18 protein-coding genes are annotated in these 16,191 nt (G+C 72.7%); 13 read left to right on the top strand and 5 right to left on the bottom strand.

The window, feature by feature from the left end:
• Nucleotides 1-122: 122 nt before the first annotated feature.
• From ACZ42X_RS32560 to ACZ42X_RS32535, 6 genes are all read left to right on the top strand, one after another.
• Nucleotides 123-1,610, top strand: a complete 1,488-nt coding sequence (locus ACZ42X_RS32560; protein WP_468297877.1) for a potassium/proton antiporter — start codon at nucleotides 123-125, stop codon at nucleotides 1,608-1,610.
• Nucleotides 1,611-1,952: 342 nt separating this feature from the next.
• Nucleotides 1,953-3,245, top strand: coding sequence for an MFS transporter (locus ACZ42X_RS32555; RefSeq protein WP_468297822.1), 1,293 nt, complete (start codon nucleotides 1,953-1,955; stop codon nucleotides 3,243-3,245).
• Nucleotides 3,246-3,314: 69 nt separating this feature from the next.
• Nucleotides 3,315-3,644 carry an FmdB family zinc ribbon protein gene (locus ACZ42X_RS32550; RefSeq protein ID WP_468297819.1) on the top strand — a complete coding sequence of 110 codons (330 nt, stop codon included), beginning with the start codon at nucleotides 3,315-3,317 and terminating at the stop codon, nucleotides 3,642-3,644.
• Between the two features lie 87 nt (nucleotides 3,645-3,731).
• A complete protein-coding gene (locus tag ACZ42X_RS32545) occupies nucleotides 3,732-4,583 on the top strand; it encodes an S-methyl-5'-thioadenosine phosphorylase (protein WP_468297816.1) in 852 nt (283 codons plus the stop codon).
• Nucleotides 4,584-4,806: 223 nt separating this feature from the next.
• Nucleotides 4,807-4,995 (top strand): hypothetical protein, encoded by a 189-nt coding sequence (locus ACZ42X_RS32540; protein WP_468297813.1) that lies wholly within the window; start codon nucleotides 4,807-4,809, stop codon nucleotides 4,993-4,995.
• 62 nt (nucleotides 4,996-5,057) lie between these two features.
• Nucleotides 5,058-5,567: a large conductance mechanosensitive channel protein MscL gene (locus ACZ42X_RS32535; protein WP_468297810.1), complete on the top strand. Its 510-nt coding sequence runs from the start codon at nucleotides 5,058-5,060 to the stop codon at nucleotides 5,565-5,567.
• A 91-nt stretch (nucleotides 5,568-5,658) separates the two neighbouring features.
• Here the strand turns inward: ACZ42X_RS32535 and ACZ42X_RS32530 are convergent, their stop codons facing one another.
• Nucleotides 5,659-5,865 (bottom strand): hypothetical protein, encoded by a 207-nt coding sequence (locus tag ACZ42X_RS32530; protein ID WP_361418047.1) that lies wholly within the window; start codon nucleotides 5,863-5,865, stop codon nucleotides 5,659-5,661.
• Nucleotides 5,866-6,232: 367 nt separating this feature from the next.
• Between ACZ42X_RS32530 and ACZ42X_RS32525 the strand changes: the two genes are divergently transcribed.
• The 3 genes from ACZ42X_RS32525 to ACZ42X_RS32515 all read left to right on the top strand — a co-directional run bounded on the left by ACZ42X_RS32525 (nucleotide 6,233) and on the right by ACZ42X_RS32515 (nucleotide 9,380).
• On the top strand, nucleotides 6,233-7,411 hold the full coding sequence (locus tag ACZ42X_RS32525; RefSeq protein WP_468297806.1) for a low temperature requirement protein A: 1,179 nt from the start codon (nucleotides 6,233-6,235) through the stop codon (nucleotides 7,409-7,411).
• Nucleotides 7,412-7,416: 5 nt separating this feature from the next.
• Nucleotides 7,417-8,466 carry a P1 family peptidase gene (locus ACZ42X_RS32520; RefSeq protein ID WP_468297803.1) on the top strand — a complete coding sequence of 350 codons (1,050 nt, stop codon included), beginning with the start codon at nucleotides 7,417-7,419 and terminating at the stop codon, nucleotides 8,464-8,466.
• A 143-nt stretch (nucleotides 8,467-8,609) separates the two neighbouring features.
• A complete protein-coding gene (locus tag ACZ42X_RS32515) occupies nucleotides 8,610-9,380 on the top strand; it encodes a DUF6227 family protein (RefSeq protein WP_468297801.1) in 771 nt (256 codons plus the stop codon).
• A gap of 185 nt (nucleotides 9,381-9,565) precedes the next feature.
• On the opposite strand, the gene ACZ42X_RS32510 is transcribed toward ACZ42X_RS32515, so the two are convergent.
• Nucleotides 9,566-11,092, bottom strand: a complete 1,527-nt coding sequence (locus tag ACZ42X_RS32510) for an MFS transporter (protein ID WP_468297798.1) — start codon at nucleotides 11,090-11,092, stop codon at nucleotides 9,566-9,568.
• A 62-nt stretch (nucleotides 11,093-11,154) separates the two neighbouring features.
• On the opposite strand from ACZ42X_RS32510, the gene ACZ42X_RS32505 reads away from it, so the two are divergent.
• Nucleotides 11,155-12,132, top strand: a complete 978-nt coding sequence (locus ACZ42X_RS32505; protein ID WP_468297795.1) for a helix-turn-helix transcriptional regulator — start codon at nucleotides 11,155-11,157, stop codon at nucleotides 12,130-12,132.
• Between the two features lie 5 nt (nucleotides 12,133-12,137).
• Here ACZ42X_RS32505 and ACZ42X_RS32500 read toward each other — a convergent pair whose 3' ends face one another.
• Nucleotides 12,138-12,779: a class I SAM-dependent methyltransferase gene (locus ACZ42X_RS32500; RefSeq protein WP_468297792.1), complete on the bottom strand. Its 642-nt coding sequence runs from the start codon at nucleotides 12,777-12,779 to the stop codon at nucleotides 12,138-12,140.
• A 38-nt stretch (nucleotides 12,780-12,817) separates the two neighbouring features.
• On the opposite strand from ACZ42X_RS32500, the gene ACZ42X_RS32495 reads away from it, so the two are divergent.
• Both ACZ42X_RS32495 and ACZ42X_RS32490 read left to right on the top strand, forming a co-directional pair.
• Nucleotides 12,818-13,333: a hypothetical protein gene (locus tag ACZ42X_RS32495; RefSeq protein WP_468297788.1), complete on the top strand. Its 516-nt coding sequence runs from the start codon at nucleotides 12,818-12,820 to the stop codon at nucleotides 13,331-13,333.
• Entirely contained in the window at nucleotides 13,330-13,809 is a 480-nt protein-coding gene (locus ACZ42X_RS32490) for a GNAT family N-acetyltransferase (RefSeq protein ID WP_468297786.1), read from the top strand. The genes ACZ42X_RS32495 and ACZ42X_RS32490 overlap by 4 nt, the downstream gene beginning before the upstream one ends.
• Before the next feature lie 181 nt (nucleotides 13,810-13,990).
• On the opposite strand, the gene ACZ42X_RS32485 is transcribed toward ACZ42X_RS32490, so the two are convergent.
• Nucleotides 13,991-14,392, bottom strand: a complete 402-nt coding sequence (locus ACZ42X_RS32485; protein WP_468297783.1) for a hypothetical protein — start codon at nucleotides 14,390-14,392, stop codon at nucleotides 13,991-13,993.
• Nucleotides 14,389-14,637 carry a hypothetical protein gene (locus ACZ42X_RS32480; protein ID WP_468297780.1) on the bottom strand — a complete coding sequence of 83 codons (249 nt, stop codon included), beginning with the start codon at nucleotides 14,635-14,637 and terminating at the stop codon, nucleotides 14,389-14,391. The genes ACZ42X_RS32485 and ACZ42X_RS32480 overlap by 4 nt, the downstream gene beginning before the upstream one ends.
• A gap of 183 nt (nucleotides 14,638-14,820) precedes the next feature.
• Here ACZ42X_RS32480 and ACZ42X_RS32475 point away from each other — a divergent pair, with 183 nt between their 5' ends.
• Complete coding sequence (locus tag ACZ42X_RS32475) at nucleotides 14,821-16,065, top strand: helix-turn-helix domain-containing protein (protein WP_468297777.1); 1,245 nt, start codon at nucleotides 14,821-14,823, stop codon at nucleotides 16,063-16,065.
• The last annotated feature ends 126 nt before the right edge of the window (nucleotides 16,066-16,191 follow it).

Genomic DNA, 16,191 nt, shown 5'->3' with positions numbered 1-16,191 from the left:
GCGAGTGCGCCGCCGGAGGAGAAGGCGTCAAGGAAACGTTAAAGATTAGGTAAGGTAACGAAGTAACCCGCGGCCGGCCCGGCGAAACGGTCCGGCACGTACGTGAGGGGAAGGATCGGCCACTGACTGTCCACCAGCTCAACGAACTCCTGCTCGTCTGCTCGCTCGTCCTGCTCATCGCCGTGGCGGCGGTGCGCATCTCGTCCCGCAGCGGGCTGCCCAGCCTGCTCCTGTACCTGGGGATCGGCGTCGCCATCGGACAGGACGGCATCGGCAACGTCCACTTCGACAACGCCGGACTGACCCAGGTCATCGGATACGCGGCCCTCGTGGTGATCCTGGCCGAGGGCGGCCTGGGCACGAAGTGGCGGGAGATCCGGCCCGCGCTGCCGGCGGCGGCCGTGCTGTCGACCGTCGGCGTCGCGGTGAGCGTGGGCGTCACGGCCGCGGGTGCCCACTACCTCGTCGGCCTGGACTGGCGGCAGGCGCTGATCATCGGCGCGGTCGTCTCCTCGACCGACGCCGCGGCCGTCTTCTCCGTCCTACGCAAGGTGCCCCTCCCTTCGCGCGTGACCGGTGTCCTGGAGGCGGAGTCCGGCTTCAACGACGCCCCCGTCGTCATCCTGGTGGTGTCCTTCTCCACGGCCGGCCCGGTCGACAGCTGGTACGTCCTGGTCGGAGAGATCGCGCTGGAGCTGGCCATCGGCGCGGCCATCGGCCTGACGGTGGCCTTCCTCGGTTCGTTCGGGCTGCGGCACGTGGCCCTGCCCGCCTCCGGCCTGTACCCGATCGCCGTGATGGCGATCGCGGTGGTGGCGTACGCGGCCGGCGCCATGGCCCACGGCAGTGGCTTCCTCGCCGTCTACCTGGCCTCGGTGGTGCTGGGCAACGCGAAGCTGCCGCACGCGCCCGCGAACCGCGGGTTCGCGGAGGGCCTGGGCTGGATCGCCCAGATCGGCATGTTCGTCCTGCTGGGGCTGCTGGTGACCCCGCACGAACTGATCGACGACTTCTGGCCGGCGGTCGTCGTCGGACTGGTGCTGACCCTGGTGGCGCGGCCGCTGTCGGTCGTGCTCAGCCTGGTGCCGTTCCGTCTGCCCTGGCAGGAGCGGGCCCTGCTCTCCTGGGCGGGCCTGCGCGGCGCCGTGCCCATCATCCTGGCGACCATCCCCATGGTGGCCGGGATCGACGGCAGCGAGAAGATCTTCAACATCGTCTTCGTCCTGGTCGTGGTCTACACGCTGGTCCAGGGCCCGACGCTGCCGTGGCTCGCCAAGGCCCTGCGGCTGCGCGACTCCGGCGAGGCCGCCGACCTGGGCATCGAGTCCGCGCCCCTGGAGCGGCTGCGCGGGCACCTGCTGTCACTGTCCATCCCCGAGGCGTCCAAGATGCACGGCGTGGAGGTCGCGGAGCTGCGCCTGCCGCCGGGGGCCGCCGTCACCCTCGTCGTACGGGAGGGCAAGAGCTTCGTACCGTCGCCGGCGACGGTGCTGCGGCGCGGGGACGAGCTGCTGGTGGTGGCGACGGACCCGGTACGGGACGCGGCGGAGCGGCGGCTGCGGGCGGTCGGGCAGGGCGGCAAGCTGGCCGGATGGCTGGGTACGGGGTGATCCGCTCGTGAGCCGACGGCCATCCGGCGGTGATCCGGCGGGGTCCGGCGGGGTCCGACCCAGCACGGCCGCTTGATCACAGGTGAACAGAAGATGAAGTCGGCAATTTCACAGGCGCCACCCTGCACTCCCCCTGTATCATGAAGGCACACTGATCGACCGAACCAGATCGACCAACTCTGCCTGACGCAGAGCTGGCGCGACCGTATGGCGGCCGTGAAGCCCCTGAAGCAGCCTGAGGCTGCGGGCACCGGTATCTACCGCAGTTCCGCGCAAGAGGACAGCTCTCGGCGGCTCCCGACATCCCGGGGAGCGCCACCAGGCGGCAGAAAGGCACGGGCCGTGGCATCCACGGTCAACACCACTGACGCTGTCAAGCGTCCCGGTTACGGACAGCTCCTGCGCATCCCCGGCGCCTGGACGTTCCTGCTGCCCGGCTTCGCCGCGCGGCAGCCCTTCGCGATGCTGACCATCGGCATCGTCCTGCTGGTCCAGCACACCACCGGTTCGTACGGCAGCGCGGGTGCCGTCGCCGCCGTCACCGGTGTCTCCATGGCGCTGTTCGCGCCGCAGAGCGGCAAGCTCGCCGACCGCTTCGGACAGCGCGCCGTCCTGGTCCCCGGCGTCCTCGTCCACACCGCGTCCGTCTCCGCGCTGACGGCGCTGGCCCTCGCGGGCGCACCCCTGTGGGCCCTGTTCGCCGCGGCCGTGCCGACCGGCGCCTCCGTACCGCAGGTCGGCCCCATGGTGCGGGCCCGCTGGGCGGCGCGCCTGGAGGGCTCGCCCCTGATGTCGACGGCGGCGGCCTTCGAGTCCGTCACCGACGAGTTCACGTTCGTCGTGGGCCCGGTCCTCGCGACCGCGCTGTGCACCGGCGTCCACCCCGCCGCCGGCCTGATCGCCGAGGCGACGCTGACGCTCGCCGGCGGCCTCCTCTTCGCCGCCCAGCGGCGTACCCAGCCGGCGTACGGCCTGGCGGCCGGCCTCTCCGGTGCCCAGGCGCGCATGGAGCGCACCTCGGCGCTGTCCATCCCGGGCGTACGGGTCCTGGCGGTCGCGTTCCTCGGCATCGGCTCCGTCTTCGGCGGCATGCAGGTCTCGCTGACCGCGTTCACGGAGGAGATCGGGAACCCGGGCGTCAACGGTGTCCTGTACGGGCTCTTCGCCGCGGGCAACATGCTGGCCGGTCTCGCGGTCGGCGCGATCGCCTGGAAGACCGGGCCCCGCCGCCGGCTGATCCTCGGCTACGCGGCACTGACCGTGACCGCCTCCCTGCTGTGGACGGCGCACTCGGTGGTGCTGCTGGGCGCCCTCGGCCTGATCGTGGGCCTGTGCATCGCGCCCGCCCTGATCACCGGCTACACGCTGGTCGAGTCGCTGGTGCCGGCCTCGGCCCGTACCGAGGCGTTCACCTGGCTGACCGGCGCCGTGGCGCTGGGCCAGGCGGCCGCCGTGACGGTGGCCGGACGGCTCGCGGACGGATACGGCGCGAGCACCGGTTTCCTGGTCCCGCTGGCCGGTACGGCGCTGGCGCTGGCCACCCTGGTGGCGCTCCGGTCGCGGCTCGCGCCGCGCACCGTGGGACGCACCGTGGCACGTGGCGTCGGTCACCGAGTGCCGGTGACGGTGGACTGATCCCGCGGAATGCGTCACTATTGACTCTCGTTAGCACTCAATGAGTGAGAGTGCCAGGAGGAAGACACAGTGCCGACCTACCAGTACCAGTGCACCGAGTGCGGCGAGGGCCTCGAGGCGGTGCAGAAGTTCACCGATGACGCGCTGACCGAGTGCCCCGGCTGCCAGGGACGCCTGAAGAAGGTGTTCTCGGCCGTTGGCATCGTCTTCAAGGGCTCCGGCTTCTACCGCAACGACAGCCGTGGCGCGTCGTCGAGCAGCTCGCCCGCGTCGTCGTCTTCGTCCGCGTCGTCGGCTTCTTCGTCGTCGTCTTCGTCGAAGGGGTCGTCCTCGGACGCGAAGCCGGCCGCGTCGAGCGCCTCGAGCTCGTCGAGCGGGAGCAGCAGCTCCGCCGCCTGACCTTCCTCCTTCACGCGCCTTTTCGGGGACCCCGCCGTTTCGTACGGCGGGGTCCCCGGCGTTTCGGCCCCCGGCTAGGGTGACCGCATGGCGAACGCGAACGCAGAGATCCGCGCAGAGATCGGCGTCATCGGTGGCTCGGGCTTCTACTCCTTCCTGGAGGACGTCACCGAGGTCGAGGTCACCACTCCCTACGGGAGCCCGAGCGACTCGTTGTTCTTCGGCGAACTGGCCGGGCGGCGTGTCGTGTTCCTGCCGCGGCACGGCCGCGGTCACCACCTGCCGCCGCACCGCATCAACTACCGCGCCAACCTGTGGGCCCTGCGGTCCGTCGGCGTACGCCAGGTGCTGGGCCCGTGCGCGGTGGGCGGGCTGCGTCCGGAGTACGGGCCGGGGACCCTGCTCGTACCGGACCAGCTGGTGGACCGTACGAAGACGCGGGCGCAGACGTACTTCGACGGGGAGCCGCTTCCGGACGGGAGCGTGCCGAACGTCGTGCACACCACCTTCGCCGACCCGTACTGCCCCGAGGGGCGCAAGGTGGCGCTGGCGGCGGCGGACGGCCGAGGCTGGCAGGCGGTGGACGGCGGAACCATGGTCGTCATAGAAGGCCCCCGCTTCTCGACCCGGGCCGAGTCGCGGATGCACGCGGCGCTGGGCTGGTCGGTGGTGGGGATGACGGGGCACCCAGAGGCGGTGCTCGCCCGTGAGCTGGCGCTCTGCTACACGTCGATGGCGCTGGTCACGGACCTGGACGCGGGCGCCGAGACGGGCGAGGGCGTCTCGCACACCGAGGTGCTGCGGGTGTTCGGCGAGAACGTCGGGCGGCTGCGGGAGGTGCTCTTCGACGCGGTGGCGGCGCTGCCGGAGACGGAGAGCCGGTCGTGTCTGTGCACCCGGGCGCACGACGGGTGGGACCTCGGCATCGAGTTGCCGTAAGCCCCGTAATCCCCTCGGGGGGCGGCGTTTTCCACAAGCCCGTGGTCGTCCACAGGCTCCAGCGGGATCGGTGAGGACGCGGGATCGTGAGGGCGTCGGCGGAAGACCGCCGGACGTCCGTCCTCACGACCACGGGTGGTGCCCCATGTCCGTCCCCTCCCCTTCCCCTTACCTATCCGCTGCTCCTCCCCTCTCCCCCTCCCCCGTTCCGGAGTCCTGCGGCGTGCCGCACTTCGCCCCGCTGCGGGTGCCCGGCGGCCGGCACCGCCTGCGCCGGGCCGTGCGGCGCAGGCGGCGGGCGATCGCCGCCGGGCTGGTGGTGACGGCCGCGGCGCTGGCGGTTTCGGACGCGGTCACGGCCCCGGAGGGGAAGGGGGTGTGCGCCGATGCGGACCGGCTCGGGTCGCACTGAGTTCCTGGGGCGTCGCCTGTCCGTGTGTACGGACTGGACGGTCACGCACCGTGCACGGCGTAATGGCTGCGCCAACCGCACATCCGACGAAGGGCACCGTGGTGAGCCAGGAGAAGAAGCAGAGCGTGCTGGAGGGCTTCAAGGCCTTCCTGATGCGGGGCAACGTGATCGACCTGGCGGTCGCGGTGGTGATCGGCGCCGCGTTCACCAATGTCGTCAACGCGGTGGTGCGGGGTGTGATCAACCCGATCGTCGGCGCCTTCGGCACCAAGGATCTGGAGAGCTACCAGTCCTGCCTGAAGGGCCCGTGCCGGGTGAACGAGAGCGGGGACGTCGTCAGCGGCATCCCGATCCTGTGGGGCTCGGTGCTCAGCGCCACGCTGAGCTTCCTGATCACGGCCGCGGTCGTCTACTTCCTGATGGTGCTGCCCATGGCCAAGTACTTGGCGCGGCGCGCGGCACTGCAGAAGGAGAAGGCGGGCGTCAAGGAGACGCTGGAGGTCACCGAGCTGGAGGTGCTCAAGCAGATCCGCGACGAGCTCGTCGCCCAGCGGGGCCGGCCGAGCAGCTAGGCCTGTCTTTCGTACGGCCCTTCGGCCAGGGGCCGCAGCCCGAGGCCGGGGCCGCTCGGGTCCCGGCCCGGGTGTCGGCTCGGGCGCCGGCTCAGATGTGGTGCGGCGGCTTCTCGTCGAGGAAGCGCGCCAGATCGGCGGCGCCGTCGCCCTCAGGAGTCCGCTCGCCCCAACCACGGTCCGTGTCGTCCGCCGACTGCTGGTCGAACGGATCGTCGAAGTCCAGCGCCGGCTTCTTCTTCGACGGCGCCGGCTCGGACTTCGCAGCTCGCGGGCCGGGGGTGGGGGCGGTGCTCATACTCCCCAGCGTACGCCGGTGCGGCCGGCGCGCCGAGGCGGCCGGCCCCGTCGCGGCCGCCGACTACTCGATGGGCGCGGGCGGTTCCGCGGGGCCGGGGTCGCCGGTGGGCGCGGGCGGTTCTCCGGGCCCGGGGTCGCCGGTCGGGGCGGGCGGCTTCCCCGGCTCACCCGGCTCGGGCTCTGGCTCGGGCTCTGGCTCCGGCTCCGGGGCTTCGGGCTCGGGGGGCGGCGGGGGGTTACGTGGTGGGGTGGGCACGCGATCACCGTAGGGGGAGCACCGGGCCCTTCGCCCGTTGAGGGGACTTCGAGGGTGACGGCGTACCACGGTCGGCGTCCGCGCCCGGGGGCTCTGCTGTCCTGGGACGATGACCTCCACTCCTCCCCCGCGGCCCGTGCGGCCCCTGGTGTCGCGCCGTCGCGACGAGGCCCATCGCGCCGCCACGCCCCTCGAGCTCTTCTTCGACCTGTGTTTCGTCGTGGCGGTCGCCCAGGCCGGGGCTCAGCTCGTGCACGCCGTCGCCGAGGGGCATGCGGGGGAGGGCATCGTCAGCTACGCGATGGTGTTCTTCGCCATCTGGTGGGCGTGGATGAACTTCTCGTGGTTCGCGTCGGCGTACGACAACGACGACGTGCTCTTCCGGACCATGACGCTCGTCCAGATCGCCGGGGTCCTCATCCTCGCCGCCGGGGTGGCGCGTGCCTTCGAGGAGCACGAGTTCCTGGTGGTGTGGCTGGGGTACCTGGTGATGCGGCTCGCGCTCGCCTCGCAGTGGCTGCGGGCCGCGCGGGGCGCCTCCGGGGCCGAGCGGACCATGGCGCTGCGGTACGCGGGCGGGGTGGCGGTCTGCCAGGTGGGGTGGACGGCGGTGCTGTTCGTGCCGGAGGGCTTCAAGCCGTGGGTGTTCCTGGTGATGGCCCTCGCGGAGATGGCCGTACCTCCGCTCGCCGAGCGGGACTTCGCGAGCAGCTGGCACGCGCAGCACATCGCCGAGCGGTACGGGCTGTTCACCATCATCGTGCTCGGCGAGACGGTCGCCGCCGCGACGATCGCCGTCAAGACGGGGGTGGAGGAGCACGACGCGCTGGGCGGGCTGATGCCCATCGCCGCCGGCGGACTGCTGCTGATCTTCGCCGCGTGGTGGGTGTACTTCGTGGTTCCGGCCCATCGCCGCCTGCGCTCCAACCGCGAGGCGTTCAGGTGGGGGTACGGCCACTACCTGGTCTCCGCGTCGGCGGCGGCGATCGGCGCGGGTCTCGAGGTGGCGGTCGAGCAGGCCGTCGGCAAGGCCCACGTGTCGGACGTCGCCGCCGCGGCCGCCGTGACGCTCCCGTCCGCGTTGTTCCTGCTGCTCGTCTGGGCCCTGCACTCGCGCTACTTCAAGACCGGCATCGCCCAGCAGCTCGTCCTGCCGAGCGCGGCGCTGGCGGTCCTGCTCTGTACGTTCGCGGGGCGCTGGGCCGTCCTCGTGGCCGGGCTGGTCGCGGCGGCGGCGGTCGCGACCGGGGTGACGCTCACCTGGCGCAGCGCCACGCGTGGTACGTAGGGGGGATGGCAACCAATGACGCACTGACCGATGTCGCAGGGCTCCGGGTCGGGCACGCGCGTGTCGCGGGCGGCCGCGCGCTCAGCGGCACCACCGTCGTCCTGGCGCCCGAGGGCGGGGTCGTCGCGGCCGTGGACGTACGGGGCGGGGGCCCGGGCACCCGGGAGACGGACGCGCTCGACCCGCGCAACGTGGTCCAGCGCATCGAGGCGGTGGTCCTGACCGGCGGCAGCGCGTACGGGCTGGAGTCGGCGGCCGGGGTGATGGCCTGGCTGGAGGAGCGGGGCCGCGGGGTGCGGGTGGGGCCCGGGCCGACGCACGTGGTGCCGGTCGTGCCGGCGGCGTGCGTGTTCGACCTGGGCCGGGGCGGCGACTTCGCGGCGCGCCCCGACGCCTCGACGGGGCGGGCGGCCGTGGAGGCGGCGGCCGCCACCGCCGAGCGGGCCCCGGTGGAGTGTGGTGCGGTGGGTGCCGGGACGGGCGCGGTGGTCGGCGCCATGAAGGGCGGTGTCGGCACGGCGAGCACCGTCCTGGACTCCGGTGTCACCGTCGCCGCGCTGGTGGTGGCCAACGCGGTCGGCTCGGCCGTCGATCCGGCCACGGGCGTGCTGTACGGGCGGTACGGCGACGGCTCCCGGCCGGTTCTCCCGGACACCGGGGTGCACGCGGCGGCGCTGCGCCGCCTCGCCGAGGCGCGGGAGCGCAGCGGGGGCCCTCCGCCGCTGAACACCACCCTCGCCGTCGTCGCCACGGACGCCGACCTGACGCGCGCCCAGGCGCACAAGCTCGCCGGCACGGCGCACGACGGCATCGCGCGCGCCGTCAGGCCCGTACACCTGCTCAATGACGGCGACACGGTCTTCGCCCTTGCGACCGGCGCACGCCCGCTCACCGGGCCGGAGCGGGCCGCGGATCCGCTCGCGCTCAACGCGGTGCTGGCGGCGGGCGCGACCGTCGTGACCAGGGCGATCGTACGGGCGGTGGAGTCCGCCGGGTCGGTGTCGGGGCCGGGTGGCGACTTCCCGTCGTACCGGGAGCTGTACGGCGTGGACTGACCGGCGGGCGGCCGGAGTTGGCAGGGGGCGCGGGAACCGGTCACGTGCGCCCTTCGTTTTGCCGAAGCCGGTCGCGTTGTCGGACCCAGGCACTACCTTAAGCAAGCATCAAGTGACACGCGGCGACGGCCTGGAGTCCCATCTTGAACGTTCCGAACGATCCTCACGAAACGCCGGAGACGCACGTCGAGCGTCTCCTGGGTCGGGCGCTCAACTCCTTCGAGCTGCCCGACGCCCTGGTGGAGCGCCTGGACTCGGCGCTCGCCCACGCCAGTTCGCTGCACTCGTCGCACCACAGCGCGCAGCTGAACCGTGCGACGTACCGGCACACGTACCTGCTGGCGGACGGTTCGTCGCTGACCCTGTGGGAGCTGGTGCACCACACCGGGCGGGACGGCGCCGACCACCACGAGCTGTACACGGAGGAGTCGGACGTCCGGCTGGCGGCGTCCCGCCTGCACGGTGGCGCCGACGCCGCGGGCGGCGCCTTCCCGGACCTGGCGGACGACGGCCTGGAGCTGGAGTTCGACATGGACGTGCTGGGCGCGTTGATGTCCGACCCCCTGGAGGCCTCGCCCCCGCTGTACGAGCCGGACGACTCCGCCGACCACGCCCGGCGGGTGCTGCGCCGCGCGGAGAACGCCGACCGGCCCGGCGAGGAGGTCGCGGCGCGGCTGCGCGGCGCCTTCGCGCACCACATCAGGCAGGTGTTCGGCCGCCAGTGCAGCGTCGCGGGCCGCGAGGCGGGGTTCACGCTGTACGAGCACGGGTTCCTGCTGCTGGACGGCAGCGAGATGAGCGTGTGGGAGGTGGAGCACACGGCGACGCCGGACGGACGCCACATGTGCGAGGTGTACGCGGACGAGCGCACCGCCCGCGCGGCGATGGAGCTCCGCGCGCGGGTGCGCCGCTGACGCCCCGCGGGTCCGCCGCTGACGCGGTCCGCCGCCCCGACGGTCGCCCACGCGAAACGCTCGGCTGGGAAACCCCGGCCGAGCGCCTGCGTGAACCGCTCGCGGTCTGACCGCCACGACCACGTGGTGCGACGATCACGGGAAGGCGCTCCCTCGTGCCGGGCCTTCCGCGTGTTCGGCGGGGTTCAGTGCGCGCCCGCCGCCTGCTGCGGCCTGGCCGGCAGCGCCGACATCACCACGAAGATCAGCGCCAGCACCGCCACGACCCACCACAGCGCGCTCTGGAACGCGTCCACGAACACCGCGCCGAGCTGCGCGGGGATCGGGGCGGCGTCGTCGATCACCCCGAAGAAGACCACCGACACCAGGCCGAGGCCCAGCGCGTTGCCCATCTGCCCGGTCGTGTTGATCAGACCGGACGCCGAACCGGCGTGCTCGCGCGGCACACCCGACAGCACCGCGTCCGTCAGCGGCGCCACGATCAGGCCCATGCCCGCGCCCATGACCACCAGCGGCGCGGTCATCTGCCAGGGCGTGATGCCGGTGCCGTACTGCCCGGCCTCCCAGATGTAGAGCAGCAGCCCGGCGGCCATCGTCAGCGCGCCCGCCTGGAGGACCTTCCGCCCGAAGCGCGGCACCAGCTTCTGCACGGAGATCCCGGCCGCCACCGAGACGGCGATCGAGAACGGCACCCCGGTCAGCCCCGCCTTCAGCGGGGTCCAGCGGAGGCCGACCTGCATGTACAGCGTCCAGACCAGGAAGAAGATGCCCAGGACGACACCGAAGGTGAGCTGTACGGCGATACCGGCGGCGAAGCTCTTGACCCGGAACAGCGACAGCTCGACGAGCGGCGACCCGTCCTTGCGCGCCTTGTACTTCTCGTACGCCACGAACGCGGCGAACACCGCCAGGCTGCCCACCATGCAGAAGTGGCCCCACAGCGGCCAGCCCGTCTCACGGCCGCGCGTCAGCGGGTAGAGCAGCATCAGCAGCCCGAGCGTCGCCAGCGCCACGCCGACCAGGTCGAGGCGGAGCGCCTTCTCGGCGCGGGACTCGGTGATGAACCGGCGGCCCAGGATGAGGCCGGCAATGCCGACGGGGAGGTTGATCAGGAAGATCGGGCGCCATTCGAGGCCGAAGAGGTTCCACTGCGTGAGCAGGGCGCCGAGGAGCGGTCCGGACACGGCTCCGAGGCCGACGACCGCGCCGAACATGCCGAACACCTTGCCGCGCTCGTGCGCCGGGAAGGTGACGTGGACGATCGACAGGACCTGCGGCACCATCATCGCGGCCATCGCGCCCTGCAGGAGGCGCGAGCCGACGAGCATCTCCGGGCTGGCGGCGAAGCCGCAGAGCGCCGACGCCAGGGTGAAGCCCGCCATCCCGAGGAGGAACAGCCGCTTGCGGCCGTAGATGTCGCCGAGGCGGCCGCCGGTGATGAGCCCGGCGGCGAAGGCGAGCGCGTAACCGGCGGTGATCCACTGGATGGCGCCGAAGGAGGCGGCGAGGTCGCGCTCGATGCTGGGGATGGCGATGTTGACGATGGTGACGTCGACCAGGTCCATGAAGGCGGCGGTCATGACGATGGCGAGCGCCAGCCAGCGCCGCCGGTCGCCGCCGCTGACGGCGGCCTCGGCGGAGGCCTCGACGGAGGCCTTCGGGTCGGCCGTCGGGGGACTGGTGGTCGGTGACAGGTCCTGCGTGAAGGTCATGACCGTAAGCTAATCGGCCTATAGGACAGAACGTGTCCTATAGCGGCCGCATGCTTGAAGGCATGACGGACACTCCGGCACGACTCCTGACTCTCCTGTCGCTCCTCCAGACACCGCGCGAATGGCCCGGCAGCGAGCTCGCCGAGCGCTTGGGCGTCACCGCGCGCACCATCCGCCGGGACATCGACCGGCTGCGGGACCTGGGCTATCCGGTCGAGGCCCTGAAGGGCCCCCTCGGCGGCTACCGGCTCGTCGCCGGCGCCGCGATGCCGCCGCTGCTGCTCGACGACGAGGAAGCCGTCGCCATCGCCGTGGGGCTGCGGGCGGGGGCCGGGCACGCCATCGAGGGCGTCGAGGAGGCATCGGTGCGGGCGCTGGCGAAGCTGGAGCAGGTGCTGCCGTCGCGGCTGCGGCACCGGGTCTCCACCCTCCAGAACGCGACCATCCCGCTGACCCGCGGCGACGGGGCGACGGTCGCACCCTCCACGCTGACCGCGCTGGCGGGCGCGGTGACCCGGCAGGAGCGGCTGCGCTTCGCGTACCGCGCGGGCGACGGCGCCGAGAGCAGGCGGCAGGTCGAGCCGTACCGGCTGGTCTCGACCGGCTGGCGGTGGTACCTGGTCGCGTACGACCTCGAGCGCGAGGACTGGCGTACCTTCCGCGTCGACCGCGTCAGCGAGCCCTTCCCGACCGGGGCCCGCTTCACGCCCCGCGAGCTGCCGGCCGGCGACGCGGCGCGGATGCTGTCGCACTCGGCGCGGTCGCGGGTGGAGCACGAACTGGACGTGACCTTCGCGGCGCCCGCGTCCGTCGTGTCGGCCCGCCTCCCGGACCACCTCTCCCTCACCCCCACGGGCCCCGACACCTGCCGCCTGCACACCCGGACGGCCGAGACCGTCGAGTGGCTGGCCGCGCGCCTGGCCCTGACGGGCTTCGACTTCACCGTCCACGGCCCCGAGGCGCTGGTGTCGTACGTCGGAGACCTGGCGTCCCGGCTGGCCCGGTCGGTGGCCGAACCGCCATCCGCCGACACCCCCTAGGGGCTTCAGGTACGGCGGGCCAGCAGGTAGGCGCGGCGGGTCTCCGCCTCGTGGGCGTAGGGGGCGCGCTCCAGGCTCATCTCCACGGTCAACCCGGCGGCTTGGAGCAGCCCGGCGATGTGCCCCGGCTGGAGGAAGCGGAAGTCGACGTCCACGTCGTACCCCCACCACTCGTCGAGGTGCCGGACCTCCTCGCCGATGTGGAAGGAGAGGAGGAGTGCACCGGAGGGGCGCAGTACCCGCCGCATCTCCTCGAAGGCGCGGTGCAGGTCACCGGGGTCGAGGTGGATGATCGTGTAGAAGGCGAGGACGGATCCGAACTCCCCGTCCTTGGCGGGCAGTTCCCGCAGGTCGCCTTCCCGGAACTCCACCTGGGGGAACCGGCGGCGGCCGGCTTCCACCATGCCCGGGGACAGGTCGATCCCGACCGTACGCGCACCCTTTCCCGCGAGCCACGCCGCCACGTGCCCGGGACCGCAGCCGAGGTCGACGATCGGGGCCCCGGGTTCCGTCACTTCGAGGAGGGAGGTGAGGAGCGCCCGGTCGAGCGGCTTGCCGTCGAGCTCGTCCTGCAACCGGGCCGCGTACTCCTCGGCCACGGTGTCATAGCTGCGGCGTACGGAATGGTGATGCCCATGATCCCCCATGCGGCCCAGCATGCCAGAGGGACCGGCATGATGGCCGAATGAATGACCATCAGATACCGGCGGCGGTGGACGCGGAAGCGCTGCTCTCCCTGTCCCAAGGGCACCATGGACGGACCACACGGGCTCTGGGCACCCGGGAGGCGGGCGGCCACCTGGTGAAGACGTACGCGCTCCAGGCACCGGGCCGCACCGTGACGGAGCAGGACGTCACCGCCGCGCTGGAGATCGCGGCGGCGCACCTGGAACTCGGCGGTACCCGAGGGTCGCTCGGGCTCGCCGTCCTCATCGTGCACGCGGGCGGCGACGGCGACTACCTCCTGGTCCACACCTGGATCGAGGGACACATGTCCGACCTGGCGATCTTCTCCGGCCCGGCCGGCCGGCCCGACCAGCTCCGCCCGGGCCGCACCGGACTCGCCCCCTGCGTCTGGGAAGCCGCCCTCCTCGCCCACGAACGCGACGCGTTCTCACGGCACGTCCTCGACGGCAGCGGCACGCTCACCAGCCGCCTGGCCGCGTGGAGCTCAGACACCGTGACGGGGAGCGTCCGATGACCGGTCCCGCAACCGTGCGGCGCGCCCGCCCCGCCGACCTGCCGCGGGTCGTCGAACTGGCCGCCGAGCACGCCGCCTACGAACGCGCCGCGGCACCCGCCCCCGACCTCGCGCAGCGGCTCCACGCCCTCCTCTTCGACACCCCGGCACCGCAACTGCGCTGCCTGGTAGCCGAGTCACCCGACGGAGAGGTCGTCGGCTACGCCACCTGCTCGCCCGAACTCTCCACCTGGCAGGGTGCCGCCTACCTCCACATGGACTGCCTCTTCGTACGGTCCGGAACCCGCGGATCCGGCATCGGCGCGCTCCTCATGGACGCCGTGGCCGCCGAGGCCCAGGACCTTGGTCTCACCGAGATCCAGTGGCAGACGCCCGCCTGGAACGAAGGCGCGGTCCGCTTCTACGACCGCCTCGGCGCGCAGGCCAAGGAGAAACTCCGCTACAGCCTGACCGCCCCCTGCCCGCCGTCCGGCTGAGGCCGGTGATCGCAGGGGCACGGCGCCGGCCGCACCGGCACGATCTCCCGGCCGGTGAGGCCCATCGACGTCGTGCCGGTGCAGTCGTGGCTCCCGCCGAAGATGCGGGCGCCGCAGCACGGCTCGCAGGGCAGGAGGAGAGTGCCCAGCACGAAAAGCCGCTGCCCGGCGGCGGGTTCGGTCATCGCGGTCCGATCAAGGCGTCGAGCTCCGCCGCGAGGGTGGCGTGCAGCAGCGCCGCGTCCGTGAGGCAGCGCGTCCTGCTGAGCGGCACGGCCCAGCGCAGTCCGGGGCCCTCCGTCCGCGTCACGGGCGGCACGGCGACGTACGTCGCCGTGCCCCGCACGACCACGTAGGACCGCGGCAGCTCCCACGCGTCGGCGGCGCCGGGCCGCACGAGCCAGTAGAAGGTCGCTCCGAACCCGTCCTCGATCACCGCGCCGCTGCCCTCGCCCAACCGCGCGAGGACACGAACCCCGACGCACGAGGGCGCCCGTACGGCGTCCCACCACTGCCCGGCGGCCACCAGCTCGACATTGGGCCCCTGCGGCGGCACCCACGGCTCCCCGCGCCCCGACGTCACCGGCCCGCCTCCAAGACCCCTCGCCCGCGCGCCTGCTCCTGCGGGTCGAGCACGTAGAGCCGTACGGGTACGGCCGCGGGCGGCGGGGCGTTGAAGGCCCGCCGGTGCCGCGCCCGCGTCAGGACGGCCCCCCACTCCTCCGGCGACCGGCGCCAAGGCTGCGGGCCCTGCCGTTGCGCGGCGGGCGGTGCGGCGAGGCGGCTCCGGCTGCCGGGCGCGGGCTGCCCGACCAGCAGTGCTCTCACCCGTTCGAGTGCTCGTGATAGGAAACGCACGTCGGTCTGCTCCGTTCAGATCGGCCACGCCCCGGGGCCGTTCGCGCGGTCGCCGGGGCTCTTCCATGGAATGAAATCGCTGCGGGGGAACTCCGGGAGGAGCCGGACAGGGGGCCAGGGAGGGGCCAGACTTGGCGGGGGAAGGGGGCTGCCATGGTGCGGGAGCGGAGGCGGCAGTTCGGCGCGTACCTGGCCCGGCTGCGGAGGCGCTCGGGGATCAGTCAGCGCCGGTTGGCCGACATGCTGTGCGCCCTGTCCGGCGTCCAGTCGGTCACGCGGAACGAGGTCTCCCGGTGGGAGCGCGGCGCACGTGTCCCGGAGGCGTGGCTGCCCTTCATCGCCCAGGCCCTGAGCGCACCGCTCCCCGAGCTTGAGCGGGCCGCCGCTTACGCCAGGGGCGAGGAGAACGGCCGCCTTGCCGGACCCACCGCGACCCTTGCCGAGCTGCTCCCTCCCGGCGACGCGCTCGAATCGCTGAGGGCACGCACCGGGCGTCGCATCGGCCGCGACACCGTGAGCGTCCTCGCGGCACGCGTTCACGGGCTCAGGCTCGCCGACGACGTACTGGCGGGAGGTGACCTCATGGCGCCCGCGTTCCGCGAGCTCAGCACCGCTGTCCGCCTGCACCGCGAGGGCACGTACACAGAGGACACGGAGCGGGCCCTGCTCGTACAGGTGGGAGAGCTGGCGCAGATCGCCGGATGGATCGCGTCCGATGCAGGACGTCACATGGATGCCGAGCGCACCTACACGCTCGGCATCTCCGCCGCACGCCAGGCCGGCGACACACCGCTGGTGGCCAATCTCGCGGGAAGTCTCGCCTACCAGCACGCCAACACCGGTCGGGAGCGCGAGGGCGTCGAACTGGCCCGCGCGGCCGTGGCGGAAGCAGGACCGTCCGCCCCCGCCAAGACGCGCGCCCTGTTTCTGGACCGCATGGCCTGGGCGCACGCCCGAGCCGGAGAGGCACAGGAGTCCATGCGTGCGCTTGGCGAGGCGCACGACGCCCTGACGGACGCGGACGGTGCGGACGAACCCGCGTGGGCCTACTGGGTGAGCCGCGAGGAGCTCGACGTCATGGACGCCCGCGTCCTCACAGAGCTGCGGCGCCCCCTGCGGGCCGTGCCCCTCCTGAGCGGCGTACTCGGCCGGTACGACGCCACCCATGCCAGGGAGCTGGCCCTGTACCGGTCATGGCTGGCCGTCGCCCTCGCGGATGCGAACGAGCCCGAGCAGGCGGCGGAGGAAGCACGTCAGGTCGTCGAGGTGTCCGGCGACCTGGCGTCCGAGCGTACGGCCGAGCGAGCACGCGCCGTACTGCGGCGCCTTCGGGAGTTCGAGGACGTCCCGGAAGTCCGCGCCTTGTTCGACGACCACGGGCACCTCATGATCGCCTGAGCAACAGCCGGCAGGGACCGACCACTCACGCGAGGGGGTCGGGGGTGGAGCGTGGGGGGTGGTCGGACGTAAAACGACTGAACTCGCGCGAAGCGCGGTGAACGAGAGTCCGACCACCCCCCACCG

It is taken from the genome of Streptomyces sp. NPDC030862, assembly GCF_055571835.1.
This window is presented reverse-complemented; position numbering and strand designations above follow the sequence as displayed.

Excerpts from the sequence above, each read along its gene's own strand:
- ACZ42X_RS32545 (WP_468297816.1), top strand. The coding sequence starts at position 3,732 with ATGGCGAACGCGAACGCAGAGATCCGCGCAGAGATCGGCGTCATCGGT.
- ACZ42X_RS32535 (WP_468297810.1), top strand. The coding sequence starts at position 5,058 with ATGGCTGCGCCAACCGCACATCCGACGAAGGGCACCGTGGTGAGCCAG.
- ACZ42X_RS32530 (WP_361418047.1), bottom strand. The coding sequence starts at position 5,865 with ATGAGCACCGCCCCCACCCCCGGCCCGCGAGCTGCGAAGTCCGAGCCG.
- ACZ42X_RS32525 (WP_468297806.1), top strand. The coding sequence starts at position 6,233 with ATGACCTCCACTCCTCCCCCGCGGCCCGTGCGGCCCCTGGTGTCGCGC.
- ACZ42X_RS32520 (WP_468297803.1), top strand. The coding sequence starts at position 7,417 with ATGGCAACCAATGACGCACTGACCGATGTCGCAGGGCTCCGGGTCGGG.
- ACZ42X_RS32510 (WP_468297798.1), bottom strand. The coding sequence starts at position 11,092 with ATGACCTTCACGCAGGACCTGTCACCGACCACCAGTCCCCCGACGGCC.
- ACZ42X_RS32505 (WP_468297795.1), top strand. The coding sequence starts at position 11,155 with ATGACGGACACTCCGGCACGACTCCTGACTCTCCTGTCGCTCCTCCAG.
- ACZ42X_RS32500 (WP_468297792.1), bottom strand. The coding sequence starts at position 12,779 with ATGGGGGATCATGGGCATCACCATTCCGTACGCCGCAGCTATGACACC.
- ACZ42X_RS32495 (WP_468297788.1), top strand. The coding sequence starts at position 12,818 with ATGAATGACCATCAGATACCGGCGGCGGTGGACGCGGAAGCGCTGCTC.
- ACZ42X_RS32490 (WP_468297786.1), top strand. The coding sequence starts at position 13,330 with ATGACCGGTCCCGCAACCGTGCGGCGCGCCCGCCCCGCCGACCTGCCG.
- ACZ42X_RS32475 (WP_468297777.1), top strand. The coding sequence starts at position 14,821 with ATGGTGCGGGAGCGGAGGCGGCAGTTCGGCGCGTACCTGGCCCGGCTG.